12 protein-coding genes are annotated in these 17,713 nt (G+C 55.9%); 11 read left to right on the forward strand and 1 reads right to left on the reverse strand.

Annotated features, from left to right (window positions below; genetic code table 11):
• Positions 1 to 10 precede the first annotated feature (10 nt).
• Positions 11 to 385, forward strand: coding sequence for a DUF4186 domain-containing protein (locus PGY33_RS02975; RefSeq protein WP_270477269.1), 375 nt, complete (start codon positions 11 to 13; stop codon positions 383 to 385).
• Between the two features lie 81 nt (positions 386 to 466).
• Here the strand turns inward: PGY33_RS02975 and PGY33_RS02980 are convergent, their stop codons facing one another.
• The gene (locus PGY33_RS02980; protein ID WP_117489659.1) at positions 467 to 661 is read right to left on the reverse strand and encodes a hypothetical protein; all 195 of its coding nucleotides are present in this window, start codon (positions 659 to 661) and stop codon (positions 467 to 469) included.
• A 440-nt stretch (positions 662 to 1,101) separates the two neighbouring features.
• On the opposite strand from PGY33_RS02980, the gene PGY33_RS02985 reads away from it, so the two are divergent.
• From PGY33_RS02985 to PGY33_RS03030, 10 genes are all read left to right on the forward strand, one after another.
• Positions 1,102 to 1,626 carry an adenine phosphoribosyltransferase gene (locus PGY33_RS02985; RefSeq protein ID WP_118753490.1) on the forward strand — a complete coding sequence of 175 codons (525 nt, stop codon included), beginning with the start codon at positions 1,102 to 1,104 and terminating at the stop codon, positions 1,624 to 1,626.
• Positions 1,627 to 1,688: 62 nt separating this feature from the next.
• Positions 1,689 to 3,050, forward strand: coding sequence for an NCS2 family permease (locus PGY33_RS02990; RefSeq protein WP_227109318.1), 1,362 nt, complete (start codon positions 1,689 to 1,691; stop codon positions 3,048 to 3,050).
• A 229-nt stretch (positions 3,051 to 3,279) separates the two neighbouring features.
• Positions 3,280 to 12,609 (forward strand): prepilin-type N-terminal cleavage/methylation domain-containing protein, encoded by a 9,330-nt coding sequence (locus tag PGY33_RS02995; RefSeq protein ID WP_270477272.1) that lies wholly within the window; start codon positions 3,280 to 3,282, stop codon positions 12,607 to 12,609.
• Between the two features lie 21 nt (positions 12,610 to 12,630).
• A complete protein-coding gene (locus PGY33_RS03000; protein ID WP_270477274.1) occupies positions 12,631 to 13,485 on the forward strand; it encodes a hypothetical protein in 855 nt (284 codons plus the stop codon).
• Entirely contained in the window at positions 13,478 to 13,840 is a 363-nt protein-coding gene (locus tag PGY33_RS03005; RefSeq protein WP_270477276.1) for a type IV pilus modification PilV family protein, read from the forward strand. Before PGY33_RS03000 ends, PGY33_RS03005 begins: the two co-directional genes overlap by 8 nt.
• A gap of 4 nt (positions 13,841 to 13,844) precedes the next feature.
• On the forward strand, positions 13,845 to 14,540 hold the full coding sequence (locus PGY33_RS03010) for a type IV pilus modification PilV family protein (RefSeq protein ID WP_270477277.1): 696 nt from the start codon (positions 13,845 to 13,847) through the stop codon (positions 14,538 to 14,540).
• Between the two features lie 86 nt (positions 14,541 to 14,626).
• Complete coding sequence (locus tag PGY33_RS03015) at positions 14,627 to 15,061, forward strand: prepilin-type N-terminal cleavage/methylation domain-containing protein (RefSeq protein WP_270477279.1); 435 nt, start codon at positions 14,627 to 14,629, stop codon at positions 15,059 to 15,061.
• On the forward strand, positions 15,062 to 15,520 hold the full coding sequence (locus PGY33_RS03020; protein WP_270477281.1) for a hypothetical protein: 459 nt from the start codon (positions 15,062 to 15,064) through the stop codon (positions 15,518 to 15,520).
• A 147-nt stretch (positions 15,521 to 15,667) separates the two neighbouring features.
• Positions 15,668 to 16,435, forward strand: a complete 768-nt coding sequence (locus tag PGY33_RS03025; protein WP_270477283.1) for a prepilin peptidase — start codon at positions 15,668 to 15,670, stop codon at positions 16,433 to 16,435.
• A gap of 21 nt (positions 16,436 to 16,456) precedes the next feature.
• Positions 16,457 to 17,713, forward strand: coding sequence for a type II secretion system F family protein (locus tag PGY33_RS03030; protein ID WP_270477284.1), 1,257 nt, complete (start codon positions 16,457 to 16,459; stop codon positions 17,711 to 17,713).

Genomic DNA, 17,713 nt, shown 5'->3' on the forward strand with positions numbered 1-17,713 from the left:
GTGAACCGTTATGACCGAACAACAGCGGCAGGAAACCTATGCACAGATGCTCGTGCGGCTTTCGCGCTCGAATTTCCGCAGCCGATTTCACTTAAAGGCGCAGGACAAGCAGTACATCCGCGATAAGGGATGGAACACGGTTGCCGACCACGCGGCAGATTTCGTTTCCAAGCGGCTTGCACCGGCCGAGCCGAAAAACGACGGCAAGCAGACACCCATGCGGGGACATCCGGTGTTCATCGCGCAGCACGCGACCGCCTGCTGCTGCCGCGGCTGTCTGGCAAAATGGCATGGCATCCCGCAGGGGGTGCCGCTTTCAGCGGAGCAGCAGGTCTATATCGTTGGAATGCTGATGAGCTGGATGAGGAGAGAAATGGAAAATTGAGAATTAGAGTGAGAGTGAAGAGAGACTTGCGGGTTACCGCTCTCCATAGAATAAAAAAGAGACGCAGTTGCGTCTCTTCTGCTATTTTGGCATATAGCTGCGGATAATACATAGTATGAGTGCGATTCCGCTGGAAACACCAATCAGGTATTGATGGTTGATATAATCGTCCATCGTGTGCGGTGTGTGGGCAGTCAGAGTGATCCAAACCGCAATTCCGACAGCAATCATGGCCGACAGGGCACAGAGAATATTGATAACGCTTTTTCGATTCATCACAGTAGCCTCCCATCATAAACGAGGTTAGTCGGTATATACACAGCATAGCACAGCGATAGGAAGAACGCAATAAATGTGATGCAGATGGTTACAGTAAATAGCGGTTATATAAAAGGTAAGAGGTACTAAAGATGAAACTCTCAGATGCCGTCCGTAACCACCGGGCCAACGAGTTGCCCGCCGCCGCGGGTGCGGCGAACCACCGAACCAAGGGCTGGCGCCCGCTCCATATCCGATAGTGAACAATTTGATGAGGATTTGTATAGCTGTAATAATCTTCATGTTAAAAATTCTGCATTTCGTACAATCAATCTCTTGTCACAAACGACACGATTTGATAATATATAAGGTGTGTTGCTGTTTTACGCGCTAAATGGTAAAAACAGCATAATTGATTCTCTGCCGGGCGGCAGGGATAAGGAGGAAATTGAGGTTTCATGAGTAAGGTTGAGCAGTATATCACCAGCATTCCGGATTTTCCGAAGGAGGGCATCATCTTCCGCGATATTACCACCGTGCTCGGTGACGCGGACGGCTTCCATCTGGCGGTGGACGAGATGACTGCGCTGCTGGACGGCGTGGAGTTTGACGCAATCGCAGGTCTGGAATCCCGCGGATTCCTGTTCGGTGCACCGATGGCGTATAATCTGCATAAGGCATTCATTCCGATCCGCAAGCAGGGCAAGCTGCCGCGTGCAACGTCCCGCATGTCCTACGAGCTGGAGTACGGCATGGAGACCATCGAGGTACACCGCGATGACATCAAGCCGGGGATGAAGATCGTCGTTGTCGATGACCTGATCGCTACCGGCGGCACGCTTGAGGCGGCTGTCCACCTGTTGGAGCAGCTCGGCGCGAAGGTCGTCAAGGTTGTCTGCCTGCTGGAGCTCAAGGGTCTGCACGGACGCGACCGCATCACCACCTGTCCGGCGGAGACGGTTGTCGCTTACGAGGGGAAGTAAGTAAAAGTATCATTTCACAGTAATCAAGGCGAAAGCCTGAAAATTAAAAAGGGGGTTATTCGATGTTTGAACGTGTTTTCAAGCTATCGGAACACAAAACCACAGTCAAGACCGAGGTCATGGCCGGTATCACTACCTTTATGACCATGGCGTACATCCTTGCCGTAAACCCGAGCGTACTCGGCTCCACCGGTATGGATACCACCGCGGTATTGCTGGCAACCGCCCTGGCATCCTGCCTGGGCACGCTGTGCATGGCGTTTATGGCAAACCTGCCGTTCGCGCTCTCTGCCGGCATGGGTCTGAACGCCTTCATGGCGTACACCGTTGTTGCAGGCTATGGCTACAGCTGGCAGGTTGCGCTGCTGGCCGTATTCATTGAGGGCCTGATCTTTATCGTCCTGTCGCTGACCAATGTGCGTGAGGCCATCTTCAATGCCATTCCGCTGACGCTCAAAAAGGGTGTTTCGGTTGGTATCGGTCTGTTCATCGCCTTCATCGGCCTGCAGAACTCCGGTCTGTGCGTGGACTCCGCTACGCTGGTCGGCATCATCAGCTTCCCGGAGAATTTCCACACCGCAGGCATCTGCGCACTGCTGACGCTGATCGGCCTGTTCTTCACCGCAGTGTTCTATACCCGCAAGATGAAGGGCGCCATCCTGTACGGCATCCTGCTGACCTGGATCCTCGGCATGCTCTGTCAGGTGACCGGCCTTTACGTTCCGACGCCGGACGCAGGCTTCTATTCCCTGTTCCCGAGCTGGGGCATGACCGACTTCTCCAAGCTGGGTCTGACCTTCGGCCAGTGCTTCAACGTGGATTTCAGCGCAGTCGGCATCGTAAACTTCATCGTTGTCATCTTCTCGTTCCTGTTCGTTGATATTTTCGATACTCTGGGCACGCTGATCGGTGTTGCCACCAAGGCGAAGATGCTCGATAAGGACGGCAAGCTGCCGGGCATCAAGCCCGCTCTGCTGGCAGACTCGATTGCAACCTCCGCAGGTGCAATTCTGGGTACTTCCACCACCACCACCTTCGTTGAGTCCGCATCCGGCGTTGCAGTCGGCGGCCGTACCGGCCTGACCGCTCTGGTTACCGGCATCCTGTTCCTTGTATCCACGCTGTTTGCGCCGATCTTCACTGCCATCCCGTCCTTCGCAACCGCTCCGGCGCTGATCATGGTCGGCTTCCTGATGGTAGGCACCGTAACCGAGATCAACTTCGATCTGGACAACCTGACCGAGTCCATCCCGGCTTATCTCGCCATCATCGCTATGCCGCTGTTCTACAGCATCTCCGAGGGTATCTCTCTGGGCGTTATCTCCTACGTTCTGCTGAATGTTGCAGCCGGCAAGGGCAAGAAGGTTGCTCCGCTGATGTACGTTCTGGCAGTACTGTTCGTACTCAAGTACATCTTCCTTTAATTCAGAAATCGTAAAGATTGCAGAAGGCTGTCGAAGCTCGCTTCGACAGCCTTTTTTTGTGGCATGAAAATCATGGTAAATATCAGAGAAAATAAGCAAAAACAGCGGGGATTGCAGTTGAACGGTGTCGATACTTGACAGAAAACGTAGGAGTTGGTAAAATATAAAACGACTAAATTGGGGCAGTATACCCGTTTATCTTGTATCCAAAGGGAAGGAGGCAGCGAATATGACACAGCAGCGCAAAAAGTGCGGAAAAGGCGGCTTTACTCTTGTAGAGCTGGTGGTTACGCTGGTGATTCTGAGCATTCTGTTTGCCATCGCTGTACCGAGCCTTCTGGGGTATATCCATCTGTCGCAGTTCAGAAAGAATGAATCGTACGCTAAGACTATGTATCTGTCGGCAGAATCTGAGCTGACCTACCTTCGTACCGGCGGTGAATGGAAGTCATTCTGCAGCAAGGTGAAGAAGGAAGGCGTGCTGAATCAGTCGTTTGATGAGTCGGATGAGGACCGGAAAAAGCTGGTCGGTCGTATTTACGGCATTCGTCTGGATGCAGGCGAATACGCAGAAGGCGAGCTGTCGGGTGACGGTGCGCTCGTCGGTGCGCTTCTTTCGCAGGATACCTACGATAAAAGTGTGCTGAATGCTGCAATCTGCATCGAAATCGACGTGGAAAGCGGTCAGGTTTATTCGGTTTTCTACGGCACAAACTGCAAGGGACTGTACTACGGATCAAATGAGGACAGCAAACCGGCGGATACGTCCGGCAGCTGGCTGGATATTGATTACAGCAAGCGCGGCCGCGATACGCGCCGGGAAGAACGACTGGGCTATTACTCGGTTCAGGATGCAGTCAATGCTGTCAGTCTGGATGCGACTAAGCTGAAGATCACCTCGATCAATCTGGTAAACGGTGAAACTTTGTCGCTGAACTGGTCGAGCAATGTGAAGGATCAGGATCTGGATAAGGTTTATTACGAGGTCAAGCTGTACAGCAGTGAGGACAAAGCGCAGCTCCTGTCGATCAATATTCCGGGCAGGAATTTGAAAACGGGTTCGCAGTCGGTTGCGGTTACGACCGAGGATAATGCGACGAAGGATTATACCTTCCCCGTGGAATACGACCGTACCAACAAGCGGGCAACACTTGTGCTGGACGGTATGATGAATGCGAAGCTGTACGACCGGCTGGATAAGCTGTCCGCTGATAACAAAGCAGCCTTCCGGCAGAGCAGCGATACCAGCATCACGCGCTTCGGCGGCAAGCTGGAAACCCCGCTGAATGTTTACGCAGCCGTGCAGGTGTTTCCGGATCCGAACGCAGAAAACACCCGCGGTGAGGAGTATCAAAAGAGTGACGCTATCGAATCCAATAAGGCGAACACGCTTTTCGGTGACGGCACCCGGTCGGATAACAGCCGGTGCGAGATCGAAACCTTCCGTCATCTGTCCAATATCCGTTATATGGATACGACGGCGGCATTTGCCGTTACCGCGCGTTCACTGGACTGGATGAGCGACAGTGTAAAGGTTTACGGTACGGCAGCCCGCGGCGCACTTTCGGTTTCCACCGGCAAGGATATCGGCTTCCCGAGCATCCCTGCGCTGCGCAGCAATCAGACACTGGACGGCACAGGCGGTCTGCTGAACCGCATTGCCGGCGTGTTTACCGGCGGGAATGCCATCAGTAATCTCAAGCTGGATGAGATCTCGATTGCCGATGACGCAGAATATCTTGGTCTGTTTCAAAAAAACGCAGGCACGATCCATGATCTGCGCCTGCTCAATCCGCAGGTGAAGATCGCATCGGGCAAGCTCAAGGGTGTCGGCGCTGTCTGCGGTTACAGCAACGGTTCTTTGAAGGGCGATACCGTGGACGGCACCGAAGCCGAGGTGGAGGCTGCGCTGACTTCGGCACAGGCGCAGGGCATCGGCGGTGTGGCCGGTGTGATTGAGGTCGGCGATTCTAAGTCAGTAATCAAGCTGTCTGCATCGGGTATCGTAACCGGTACGCTGCCGACCGGCGGTACTGCGCGCGGTATCGGCGGTATTGCGGGCAGCCTGACAACAAACGGTGCCGCAGTCAAGACCCTGACCAACAGCGCTGCTGTAACGGGCAATCGCTCGGTTGGCGGCATTGCAGGCTATTTCTCCGGCAAGGATCAGGCCACGGGAAAAGATATGTCTGGCTGCAAAAATGAGGGCCTGATTCTCAGCAGCACAGCCGCAGATGATCATTCGCTGGCAGGACGTTATATCGGCGGCATTGTCGGCTACGCGCATAATACGTCTCTTTCGGAATGCAGGAGCCGTGCCGGATATGCGGACGGCTACACCTATAAGCAGGAGGATAGAGACAAGCTGCGCGGCAGATATGTCGGCGGCATTGTCGGCTATGGCGAACAAAGTGTGCTGTATGACTGCGAGACCGAGGCAAACGGCTACGTTCTCGGCAGCGAGTATGTCGGCGGCATCATCGGTGCGCTGAATCAGTCTGATACGCAGACGGCACTGCTCAGTGAAAACGGCACCAGAACAACCGTTAACGCAAGCTATGTCATCGGCAATTCGTATGTCGGCGGCATCATCGGTGAGAATAAAGGCGGTTCGACGATCAAAAACTGCGTCAACACAGGTGTCGTTGCAGGATACAATGTATTTATCGGCGGTATTTGCGGTGCAAATGAGAACAATGCGGCCATCATAAACTGTGCAAGCTATGTTTCGGACACCAATAATGCGATCTACAGGCGTGTCACGGACTGGGGAGCCGTCGGCAGCTATGCGGGCGGTCTGACCGGCTACAACAGCGGCACGATCACCTTCAGCGACAAGGATAACGCAGTCTCCACCCGGAGTGTGGCGGGTATCGTCGTCGGCAAGCATTATGTCGGCGGTCTGGTCGGCTATAACGACACAGACGGCACGATTGATATCAATTATACGCTCATCGGCGGCCGTGTTGCCGCAACCGGAGACTGCGTCGGCGGTCTGATCGGTCTGAATGCTTCGACAAAGCTGCTCGAGAAGAAACTGACCATCAAGCCGAGCAGTGTGCAGGGACGGTACTATGTCGGCGGTGCGATCGGTGCAAATGTGGTCAATCCGGGAGAGGATGTCACGGTCAGCGGTCTCAAGGTCGATAACAGTCTTGGTACGGTCACTGCAGAGGCATTCTGCGGCGGTCTGATCGGCTATCAGCGCACTTACACGGAGAAAGACCGGGCAGGCGGAACGCTGTATGCACTTCTGCCGGGCATCGCGGCAAACAACAGCAATGTGCCGGGAACGGTCAAGGCTTCTACCAATACGCATACCATCACCATCACAGCGGACGGCAACAGTGCAGGCAGACTGTCTGCAGTTTCCAACAACATGACCATCCGCGCGTATGCGTATGCAGGCGGCATTATCGGCAGCTGTGAGCCGCAGACCAAAATGAAGGTGGAGCACTGCCTGAACGCAGGCGGCTTTGACCGTCCGGCAGAGGACACCTTCCCGGACAGTAAGCTGAAAACCGGTGTGGATATGGTATCCTATCTGCAGGCGCAGAAGTACACGGATGCCGCGAAGGCACTCTCCGATGAGCTGGGCAGCAGCGAACTGTGTGTTTCCGTCATCGGCGGTGTGATCGGCGTCAACGGTGAGAATCAGGTGATAGACCACTGTGCCAGCAAGGGCACGATGAACGGCCTGAATGCCATGGGCGGCGTGGTCGGTCTGAACGAGGGCATCATCCGCGACTGCACGCTCTCCGGCAGCATGGGCAGCGCAACGCAGGATTATATCGGCGGTATCGCGGGTCTGAATGTCGGCAGCAGGACGGCGGGCACGATTGAAAACTGCACGACCGAGAAAAACTGCACCGTCACCGGACGGAACACGGTCGGCGGCATCGTCGGCTATAATCTCAGCGGCGGCAGGATACAGAACAACACCAGCAGTGCCAATGTCAGCGGTGCAGGCCGTGTCGGCGGTATTGCGGGCGAAAACGGCGGTGCGATCACGCTTTCGAGCACACCGGCAGGAAAGCGCCGTGTCAACGGCAGCGGCAGCGGTGTCGGCGGCGTGATCGGCGTGAATACCGCAACCGGCACGCTCAGTCCGGCAAGCGGCAGCATGCAGGGCGATGTCATTGCCGCGGATAACAGGCTGACCGTGCGCGGCAGCAGTATGGTCGGCGGTATTGCCGGCATTAACCGCGGCACACTCGGCGGCACGAGCATCAACTGCCTGACCAATCGGGCGGCAGAGGTCCGCGCAGCGGCGGGCAGTGCAGGCGGCGTTGTCGGCGCGCAGGAGGGCACAAAGGCTGTTCTGCGGTACGCGAAGAATCTCGGTCAGGTGACCGCGAATGTCGGTGCGGCAGGCGGCATTGTCGGCATGAACAGCGCGGGCAGCACGGTCGAGAACTGTATCGGCAACGGCAGCGTCACCAGTAACGACGGCTATGCAGGCGGCGTTGCCAGCGAAAACTACGGCACGATCAGAAGCTGCAGCGTCGGCACGGATAACAGGGTAACGCTTATCACCCGCAACAAGACTGCGGCAGGCGCGATCTGTGCGGTAAACCATAAGGGCGGTACGGTTCAGGGCGCGGTACTCGGTGATCATATCACGATTTCCGGCAGTGCATTCATTCTGGGTGCTGTTGTCGGAGACAACAGCGGTACGGTCACTGCAACCGAGGTTTCGCAGCAGCCGACATACAGCGTTTCCGCAAGCACGCTGCAGGTCGGCGGTGCAGTCGGCATCAATCGAGCGGGCGGTACGGTCAGCAAGGTGAAGGTCACCTCGGATTTGGAGAAATTCACGAAGTATACCTATCTCGGCGGTGTAGTCGGTCAGAATAATGCAAGCGGCAAGGTAACCGAATGCACGTACTCCGGCACGATCGACGAAGGAAAGAGCGCGGTCGGCAACTGCTACGGCGGCATTGCCGGACTGAACGGCGGTCTGCTGCAGGGCAGCACCGTTTCCAGGCTGACGCTGACGGCGGACGGTGTGTACACCGCAACCTCCACCAGCTCGGCGGCAGAGAAGGAACGCCTGTCCTCGCATATCGGCGGCATTGCAGGCAAGAATGATACGACCGGCATCATCGAGCAGTGCTACATAGACAATACCGGAACCGGCACGATCACGGTCAAAAACGGCATGGTCGGCGGTGTGACCGGCTATAACAAGGGCACGATCACCATGTCCGGCGATAAGAGCACCGAAGCCTTGATGGAAAATGTCAGCAAGGTGAGCGACCTGCTGTCCAATGCCGAGGCACAGAAGCTGTCTGCGGATTCCACCTGGGTAAGGTGGGCAGACCGGACGGATGTGGAAAAGCTGTCCTACAACGGCGGCAGCAAGAGCGTAGCGGCAGACCGCACCATGCAGATCATCGTATCGAGCAACGGCAACCTTGGCGGCGTGGCGGGCTACAATGCGCCGACCGGTGAGCTGAATCGCTGCGTCAGCGGCAGCTGGCTGCTGGTCAACAAGTCGGACGGCATCGGTGTCGGCACCGGCGGTATTGTCGGTATGAACGAGAGCGAAAAGGACCTGTCCTATCTGCTCAATCAGGCGTTTGTCGGCCGCCAGCTGGCAAACGGCGCGACCAGCCGATTTGCAGGCGGTATCATCGGCACACAGACCAACCAGACCACAACCGACTGGACGATCGAAAACTGTGTCAACTATGGCACGGTGTACGGCTATCAATCGCACTATTCGGGCGGTATCGTCGGCCAGTGGACCAATAACGGCGGTACGGTTGAGGATTGCTACAATTACGGCAATTTGCAGACGACGTATGAAACCGGCTGGGTCGGTGCATCCGGCGGTATCGTGGCACAGATGTATCATGCGGCCTCCGGTCAGGATTTCAATATCATCAGCTGTCAGAATCACGGCAGCGTTTTTGGCCGGGATGGTGCAAGCTATTATCATTGGGAGAACAGCAGGAAGGTCAAGGACTGCGCGAACGACAGTGCGGGCATCCTTGGCAACGTTACGGTTTATACGACGTATGATATAAATGCTGCACAGAAGTTCACCATTAACGTTTCGGATTGTGTCAATGCGCCGGGCGTTAAGATCTATTCATCCTCCATGGCCTCCGGTATCGTGGGTTACTTCTCAACAGATACGGCAAGCAGCAAGAACGGCGGTCCAATCGGCACTTCGACCGCAAATATCGTGCTGAATATCGACCGCTGCCGCAACTATGCGGAAACACTGGTCGGCGGCAACAATTATATCGCCGGCATCTTTGGCGACCGGTATAAGGACGGCACTGTGGCGCAGGATAATACTTATATCCAGAACTGTTACTCGGTCATCGGTTCGGATGCGGGTACCAGTACAGGCATCGTATCGCTGAATAACGCCAGCCTGAGCAGCTCCCTGAGCGGTGATAAGGTGGGAAACAATTATTATTTCTTTGATACATGGGGCTTGACGAACACTGCCGGACGAATCTTTGACAGCAGTAATACGCGCAATGAATCACGAAAGGGATTTTCCCGCATGGTTGCCTATGGATACTGGGCAGGCAGTGACGGAAAATGGGCGAATAAGAGCTTTGCCGCCATTGCCGGTCCGCAGCTTGGCGTGATCGACTATACAGACAACCGGATGTATTACAATGTAACAACGGCAAACTCTACGATCGATGAGCATGGCATTATCCGTACGAATATCAATGGTTCTGACCAAATTACGGGACGGATTTTGTTCACCATGCCGGATACACCAACATATAGAGATATTGCACAGACGAATGGACACGGTGCTTCGTGGCTGCGCCCGCTGCTGTATCAAAAGAATACGGTGTTCAACACAGAGCAAAAGCTGTTTGATGAGTATGTTCGAGAGAACTATCGCGACATGGAGCACGACCAAACCGACAAAAAGCTGGATGCCTCGTTCATGGTCGATTTGAAACAGCAGACAGACGGCAGTTTCGATGTATCCATCGAGGATACGGACCGTCCTTTGTACTACGAGGGTACAGTGCTCGTTGATGACAAGGAAGTAATGTCCAATCTGCGCTTTATCCCGAACCGAAAGGGACAGGGACAGTGGGACCCGAAGCTGGACGGCATACAGGCGTACGGCTCCGGTACGACCAGCGGTTCGTTCCAGCTGCCGGCAAGCCTTGCGGCAGACACAGCAGGCAAGACCGTTACATTGTCGGTTCGTGCTGTCAGTCTGTTTGAGGATACCGCGCCTTCTGCATGGAAAACTGCGGCGACGCAGGATGTGTCGGTGCTGCCGACACCGGATGTCAATATCCGACTGGTGAGCCATTGGAACAATGGCGCTAAATACCAGATCTCGCTGAAAAACCTTGCGGATTATGCGGTCTTCAGCAACTGGAAGGTCACCTTCAGGCTTGGCTCGCAGACCGTGACCATTGATCAGAACAATCATACCGCCGAGATCAACGGCGATGATTTGAAGGAGCTGATCGTCACGGCAGCGGCAGGCATTACGAACGGCATTCAGCCGGCTTCCGTGACGGATACCATCCCGACTGACACGCCGAAGTACAAGCCGGACGGCAGTATTAACAGGCTGTCGGTATCGTACTCGGGCAGTACGGTGGATGATTGCACGGTCACGGCTGCACTGACGGTCAACGAGTCGCAGATGGAAACACCGCCGATTTACCGTATCGAGGTGCTCGGCACGGTTGGCACAAATGAGTATGTGTTTGCATATGAGGATGTGCTGACCTCGGCGGGCAACACGGTTACGGCAAACTTCCGCGACCTGCCGAAGGAGTATTTCGCGGAGAATGTCACAAATCGTCGGGTGCGTGCATGGTACGCCGCATCCAGTCTGGGACCGGTTTACACCTATGGTGATACCCGGCAGACCGGCGATGCGTCTGTTACGATGCGGACTTACAGCGCGGAGGGCGTTCAGCAGCAGGACAAGATCATTTACAGCCATGTCCTTGGCCACGCGACTGCCTTTGCAAACTACATTAGAACCGCGGCGCTGAACATCAAGCCGCTGACGGCGCCGGAGCTGAACGACCCGGAACTGATGCAGGAAGATAACGGCAGTATCAGCTACCGGTTCTCGTGGACGCAGTCCGGGCAGGGGACTGCAGTGCCGCACTACAGCGTCAAGCTGACCGGCATTACTGCGGCAGGCGCAAGAATCGGCATTCCGGTCAACGAGGTTTACGGTACGCAGGAGAATCCGAATACTTCCCAATCGTTCACCATCAGCGCGGACGACTGGCAGTATGCCGAGGTTGAGCTGACCGTTACCCGTCTGGGACAGGCATACGGCGAGGTTGGCCTGAGTACGACGAAGAAGTACGCTGTCAAGCAGCGCCTTGAGCGTCCGGGACAGCCGTCGGTAACCAACCCGGATACCAACGAGCTGGAATACACCATCGGCTGGAGTGCCATCGGCAGCGAAAACGGCTGTGCAGGCTATCAGATTTATGTGCAGCCGGAGGGCGAAACGGCCGCTGCCCTGGGTGCGCTTGTGCCCGTCAGGGGCGGCACCTGCTCGGTAAGCCGCAGTCTGGAGTCTTACGCCGGCAAGACAATCGACCTCTATCTGGTGGCGGTGGCTGCTGATGATTCCGGCTATGCGGACAGCCCGAACGGTATCGTGTACACGATGACCGTGCCGAAGCGTCTGGATACGCCGAGCGTCAAGTGGTCGTACAACTGGAATGCGGCAGCAAACAACCCGATTCCGGCGGCCGGCTTCCGAAGCGGCGGCCTGCAGGTCACCGTTACGCCGGAGAATGAGGCCAGTGTACCGCCCGGCGGCAGCACCTATCTGCTGCGGGCAAAAATCACCGGGACGGACGGCACAACGGAGACTTACCCCGTTTCCGCAATGAGCGAAAGCGGCGGCAGCTACGTCTGCAGCCTGACCGATCTGAATACGAAATACGCAGGCTGTTCTGTACGGTTTGAGGCTCGTATTTCGCAGTCGGCGGGACAGGTAAGCTCGGTCTGGGTATCGAGCGGCGATGTGGTATTCCCGCGTGTGAAGCTGGAAGCGCCGAGCGCGTCGCTTGCAAACGTGAATGAGACGCTTGCGGTCAGCTATGGCCCGATGAATCGTCTTATTAACACGGCAGAGTGGGATGCACAGCTTACCGCGCTCTCGTGGGACGAGGTGGCAGACGCTGACCTGTATCGGATTGAATTGACCGATAAGGACGATAATTCCACGACGGTTACCGTCGATATGAGCGGGAACCTGCCGGAGATTATCATAAATGGTCAAAATACGTTTGCAGTTGCAGGGGATGACTGGTATACTGTAAAACAGGGCAGTGCGGTCAACGGCAGATACAGCCTTACCAATGGCAGTATTCGTTATTACAGCTACCAGCCGGATACCATGCTGCAGGTGAAGGACGGCACATTTACCTTGAAGCTGCCTAACATTTTCTCCGTGGTAACGCACGAGAATCAGACCCTGCAGCTGACGAATGGTATACAGATCAGCAGGGTAACTGTCATTGCGGACAGCAAGAGCGACCGTTATACGGAATCCGATCCTGCTGAGCGCAGATTTTAGTTGTGAAGGGAGGCGGCAGACATGAAGCGGATACGTCAGGGATGGAACACCCTGCGGCGCAGCAGGCGAAGCGGTGTTTCGCTGATCGTAGCACTTTGTGCTGTCGCCGTCCTGATCGGGCTTTCGCTCAGTATCGTGTATTCCTCATCCATGCTGCTCTCGCGGGCCAATCGCAAGATCGGCAGGGAACGCTGTTATCAGCTGGCGCAGTCCTTTGCACAGGTGTTGGACAGCGAACTGCAGGAATACAAAACAATAAAACCGGAATTAGATACCAATTTTGCGCCGGAAGGCTGTTTCTACCGTGAAGTGAACAACATTTTAGCGGAAGATACGGGATTGGGTATTTACGATCCGGACCGTTCGGATGAAACCACTGCCTGCTATAATGCGGGTTCGACCGAGGATAACTACGGCAGGATTACGATTTTGCTCCGTGATGTTACCGATGCGCAGGACCCGATCACAGGCGATACCTTTGCATACGATGCTCGGGACGAAGGCACCGAAAAGGCAGAGCAGACAACCTTTAACAGACATCAGGTTTGGGTAGGCGTCAAGGCGGAAAAGGGAGCGGACAGCTACATGTACACCACAGAATACCGCCGAAAGGACAGTTTTCAGCCAATCTACACATGGAAAGGGGAAGACGGCGTCAGCGGACAGTTCACGGTCTACTGGGTAAACGGCCGTTTTTGCCGAAGTGCCAACGGCGAGGACCCGGTAAAACCCAAGGTCATTGGCGAGGGCGAGGATGCCCGCAAAGAGCATGTGGAAATCAGCTATACCTATGATATCAACAATCCGACGTACAGCCGATACGAACCCATTCACAAGCCGGCAGCCCGGACAACCGGAGGTGCAGCCGATGAATAGACTGATTCGCGTGCTGCGCGACCGCCGGGGCGAATCCATGGTGGAAATTCTGGTTTCCACGGTGGTGTTCATGCTGCTGCTGGGCGCGCTGAACGGCGCAGTCGGCTTTGCCTCAAATGCGCAGCGCAAGTCGGAGCAGCTCCGCAGGGACGCGACCGAACTGCAGGAAAGCGTGCGCGGGAATGCAGAAGTCGCGGACGGCGAAGCTGCCGAGTACGATTTTAAGGTGACGACGTCGAACGGCGAAGATACCGATATTGACGCCTTCCGCGTAAAGGTAAAAAAGCAGACCGTAAACGCCAAAACCGAGGACGGCAAAACCGTGCCCTTCTACCGGTTTGCGAAGGGAGAGTGACGGCATGAAACGCATTCGCTCAATCCTGCGCGGCCGGGAAGGCATGACACTGGTGGAGCTGGTGGTCGGCGCCGGACTGCTGTGTCTGGTCATCGGCGTATTCAGTGCGTCGCTGCGACCGGCGGCCGAGGTATCGCGCCGCACGCAGGAGCTGAACAGCGCCGAGCTGATCGCGGACGACCTGCTCGAAACCGTGCGCAGCAAGGTGGAGACCGCCACGGATTACATCAAATGCTACGATAACGGCACGGACGTAACGAATAAAACCGGTTCGTCCGAAGGCTCGGCGATCGAGTTTGGCTATGAGACCGAACAGGGATATAACGCGGCGGAACTGCTGACGGCAGACGGCTGCGGACCAACCAAAATCGTGATTGCCGATAAGGACTCCGGTGAGCAGCCTCGGGTGGAAAAGGGTTATCTTGTCGAGCGCTATTATAAAGACGGCTACAGTCAGGATGCGGACGGCAATCCCATTGCCCGAGCCATGACGAAAACCTACGCAGAGGGCTTTTATATGGGGCTGCGCGCCGGACTGCATTTCAAAATCGACGAAGCAAAGCACACCGTTACCGCCACCGTGACAATTTACCGCGATAAGGATTTGACCGATAAAATCTATTCGGATTCGCTCATTATCGACCTGCGGTACGATATTTCGGTGAAAACCGGGGTAACGGCAACGAAAAAGCCGGCATAACGGCAATACAATATGTGTAACTCTGCGGAGCACCGCCGTGGTTTACAGAAATAGAAAAACAAAAATGAAATTGGAGGAATAAGATCATGATGGAAAAAATGATCGCGCTGCAGCAGAAGCGCCGCAGCAAGAAGGGCGGCTTTACGCTGGTAGAGCTGATCGTGGTTCTGGTTATTCTGGCGATTCTGGCAGCACTGCTGATTCCGGCGCTGACTGGTTATATTGATAAGGCGAAGAACAAGAAGATTGTTGCTGAGGCACGTCAGGCGGTAATGGCTGCTCAGACTTTGGCAGATGAGGAATATGGTAAGGCTTCTACTAAGGGTGCTGTTACGTTCGGTGATGGCAAGACGATTACTCTGGATAAGGTAGAAAAGCTTGCTGAACTGAAGTCTGGTACTGTTAAGTCCGTTACTACGGATGCTGATGGTCATGTAAATGCGCTGACTTATACTAATGGCAAGACAATCGACTACACTTGGAGTCAGCCTAATGGTGGCTCTTACAGTGATCCGAAATAAATGATTAACCGCACCGAACGCCACGGACCGACTGCGCCGATCAAATACGGCGCGGTAAGCTGGTGGCTGACGGTGGTGTGTGTGATCCTTCTGGCTGTGATCGCGGCGGCGGGCAGCGTGCTTGGTCTGCTCTATCGGGCAGACGCGCATGTGGCGCTCGGCAATGCAAAAACGGTGCGTATGGCGCTATACACCGCCTCGATCGAGGCCTACGGCGAAAACCGTCCCTTCACGGACTCCGCCCATGAGGGCGGGGTCTCGGAGGCGGTTTACAACGAGGTGCTGACAGCCTGCAAGGTGCCCGGTGATTTCTGGGTGCTGCAGACCGACGAAAACGGCTATACCGTACAGCAGATGATCTACACCGAAGGGGATTTCACCGTAACCTACACCGCCGATCCGGTCACTTGGAACGTGTCCGTCGGTGTTGACCTGATTCATGCCGCCGCAGCACAGTGAACGCACGGTGCGCGTTCGCCGTCGGACGGTATGGCGGGTCACAGCCCCTTAACAGTTAAGTGGCTGTGACCTGCCATGCGGTTTTCTGCATGGTAGATTCTATTTGTAAAAAATCATTTCAAACCAACCCAAACGAGGAGGAAACCAATGCTTTACATTGCCTATGCTGTATTATGGCTGTTACGGTTTGCATTGGGCGCGTGTGTATTCAGCTTTCTCGGTGTGGTGGTATGGCGCCTGCCGCGCAGAGAGAGCGTGGTGAAGGGACGCAGTCACTGTCCGGCGTGCGGGCGCACGCTGTCGGCGGCGGAGCTGCTCCCGTGCCTGAGCTTTCTCCTGCAGGGCGGCAAATGCCGCGGCTGCGGTGCAAAAATCCCCGCAAGGGATTTCTGGATCGAGGTGCTCGGCGGCTTGTGCTCCTGTGCCTGTGCATATGCCTTCGGCGGCGAGACCGTACAGGCGGCGCTGGCGTTCGTCGTGCTCGGTATTCTGACGGTCGTGGCGCTCATGGACATGGACACGCTTGAAATCTACGACCGGTTTCCGGCGCTGCTGTTTGTCTGCGGCATCGCTGCGCACATACTTATCCCCAGCCTGGGGATAAAATCGCGGCTGATCGGCTGCGTGATCGTCAGTGTGCCGATGCTGCTTCTGGCGCTCATTGTGCCCGGCGGCTTCGGCGGCGGTGATATCAAGCTGATGTTCGGCGCGGGCTTTTTTCTCGGCGCAAAGCTGACGGTCGTTGCCGCGTTCATCGGCATTCTGCTCGGCGGCGGCTTCGGCGCGCTGCTGCTCGCCCAAAAGAAGGCAAACCGGAAAAGCCAGTTCGCATTCGGTCCGTTTTTGTGCATCGGCATTGCGATCGCCATGTTTTTCGGAGAAACGATCGCGGACTGGTATATGGGATTATTGTAATGAATGGAGAGGAGGGTCAGCATGGCTGCATCCAACAACCGCAGGCTGACCGTCACGGTCAAACCGAACAGCAGTCACACGCTGTTCCGCTACACGGCAAAGGACATAGACGGAAAGGTAGTCCGCGGCGCAATGGAGGCTGCGGACTATGACACGTTGTATACCCAATTACTCGCTCAGGGGCTGTATCTGCAGAGTGCGACCCGCCGCGGTGCGGGCCGCAAGCCGCGCACACTGCGTCCGCAGGAGCTGAGCGACCTGTGCCGTCAGCTGTCCACGCTGCTGGCTTCGGGCGTCAGTCTGGTGCGCGCGCTGACGATCATTTCGCAGGATGAGGGCATCAGCGCGGGTCTGCGCCGCATTTACGAGAGTGTGCTGGGTGAAGTCCGGAAAGGCTCGAGCCTTTCTGCCGCACTCGAGGCACAGCAGGTGTTCCCGACGCTCATGCTCGGCATGATCCGCGCAGGCGAGGGCAGCGGCAAGCTGGATCAGGTCGCGGAGCGGCTCGCCATCCACTACGAGAAGGCGCACCAGATGAACCAGCAGGTCAAGTCGGCGCTCATGTACCCGATGATCCTCGCGATTCTGGCGGTCGCGGTCGTTATCGTTATCGTAACCTTCGTGCTGCCGCAGTTCAGCGATCTGTTCTCCACAATGGATTCGCTGCCGGGCGTTACGCTGGCGCTGATGGCGTTTTCCAATTTTATGGTTACCAAATGGTATCTGATGATACTGGGTGTCGCGGCAGTGGTCATGGTTATCCGCACGCTGCTGCGCATTCCGGCCGTCCGGCTGGAAATGGATCGGCGCAAGCTCAAAATGCCGGTTTTCGGTCCGCTCAATCAGGTTATCTGCACGGCGCGGTTCGCGCGAACCATCAGCAGCCTGTACTCGAGCGGTCTGCCGATCGTCACTGCGCTGCAGACCGCCCGTGATACCATCGGCAACGCCTACATCGTTTCGCAGTTCGAGGATGTGCTCGTGCAGGTGCGTTCGGGCGTCAGCCTGTCCGCCGCCCTCGAGAACGTAGACGGCTTTCAGCGCAAGCTGTGCAGCAGCATTGCAGTTGGCGAGGAGACCGGACGACTGGACTCCATGCTGGATTCCATCGCGGATTCGATGGAGTACGATGCACAGCAGGCGAGCAAGCGTATGATGACCATTCTGGAGCCGATGCTGATCGTGCTGATGGCGTTTGTGGTCGGCTTTATCATTATCGCGGTCATGTCGCCGATCATCGGTTCGTACAGCGCGATAGAGAGTTCGGGGAACGTATAA

It is taken from the genome of Butyricicoccus sp. AF18-9LB (assembly GCF_027684505.1).
GTDB lineage: Bacteria > Bacillota > Clostridia > Oscillospirales > Butyricicoccaceae > Agathobaculum > Agathobaculum butyriciproducens.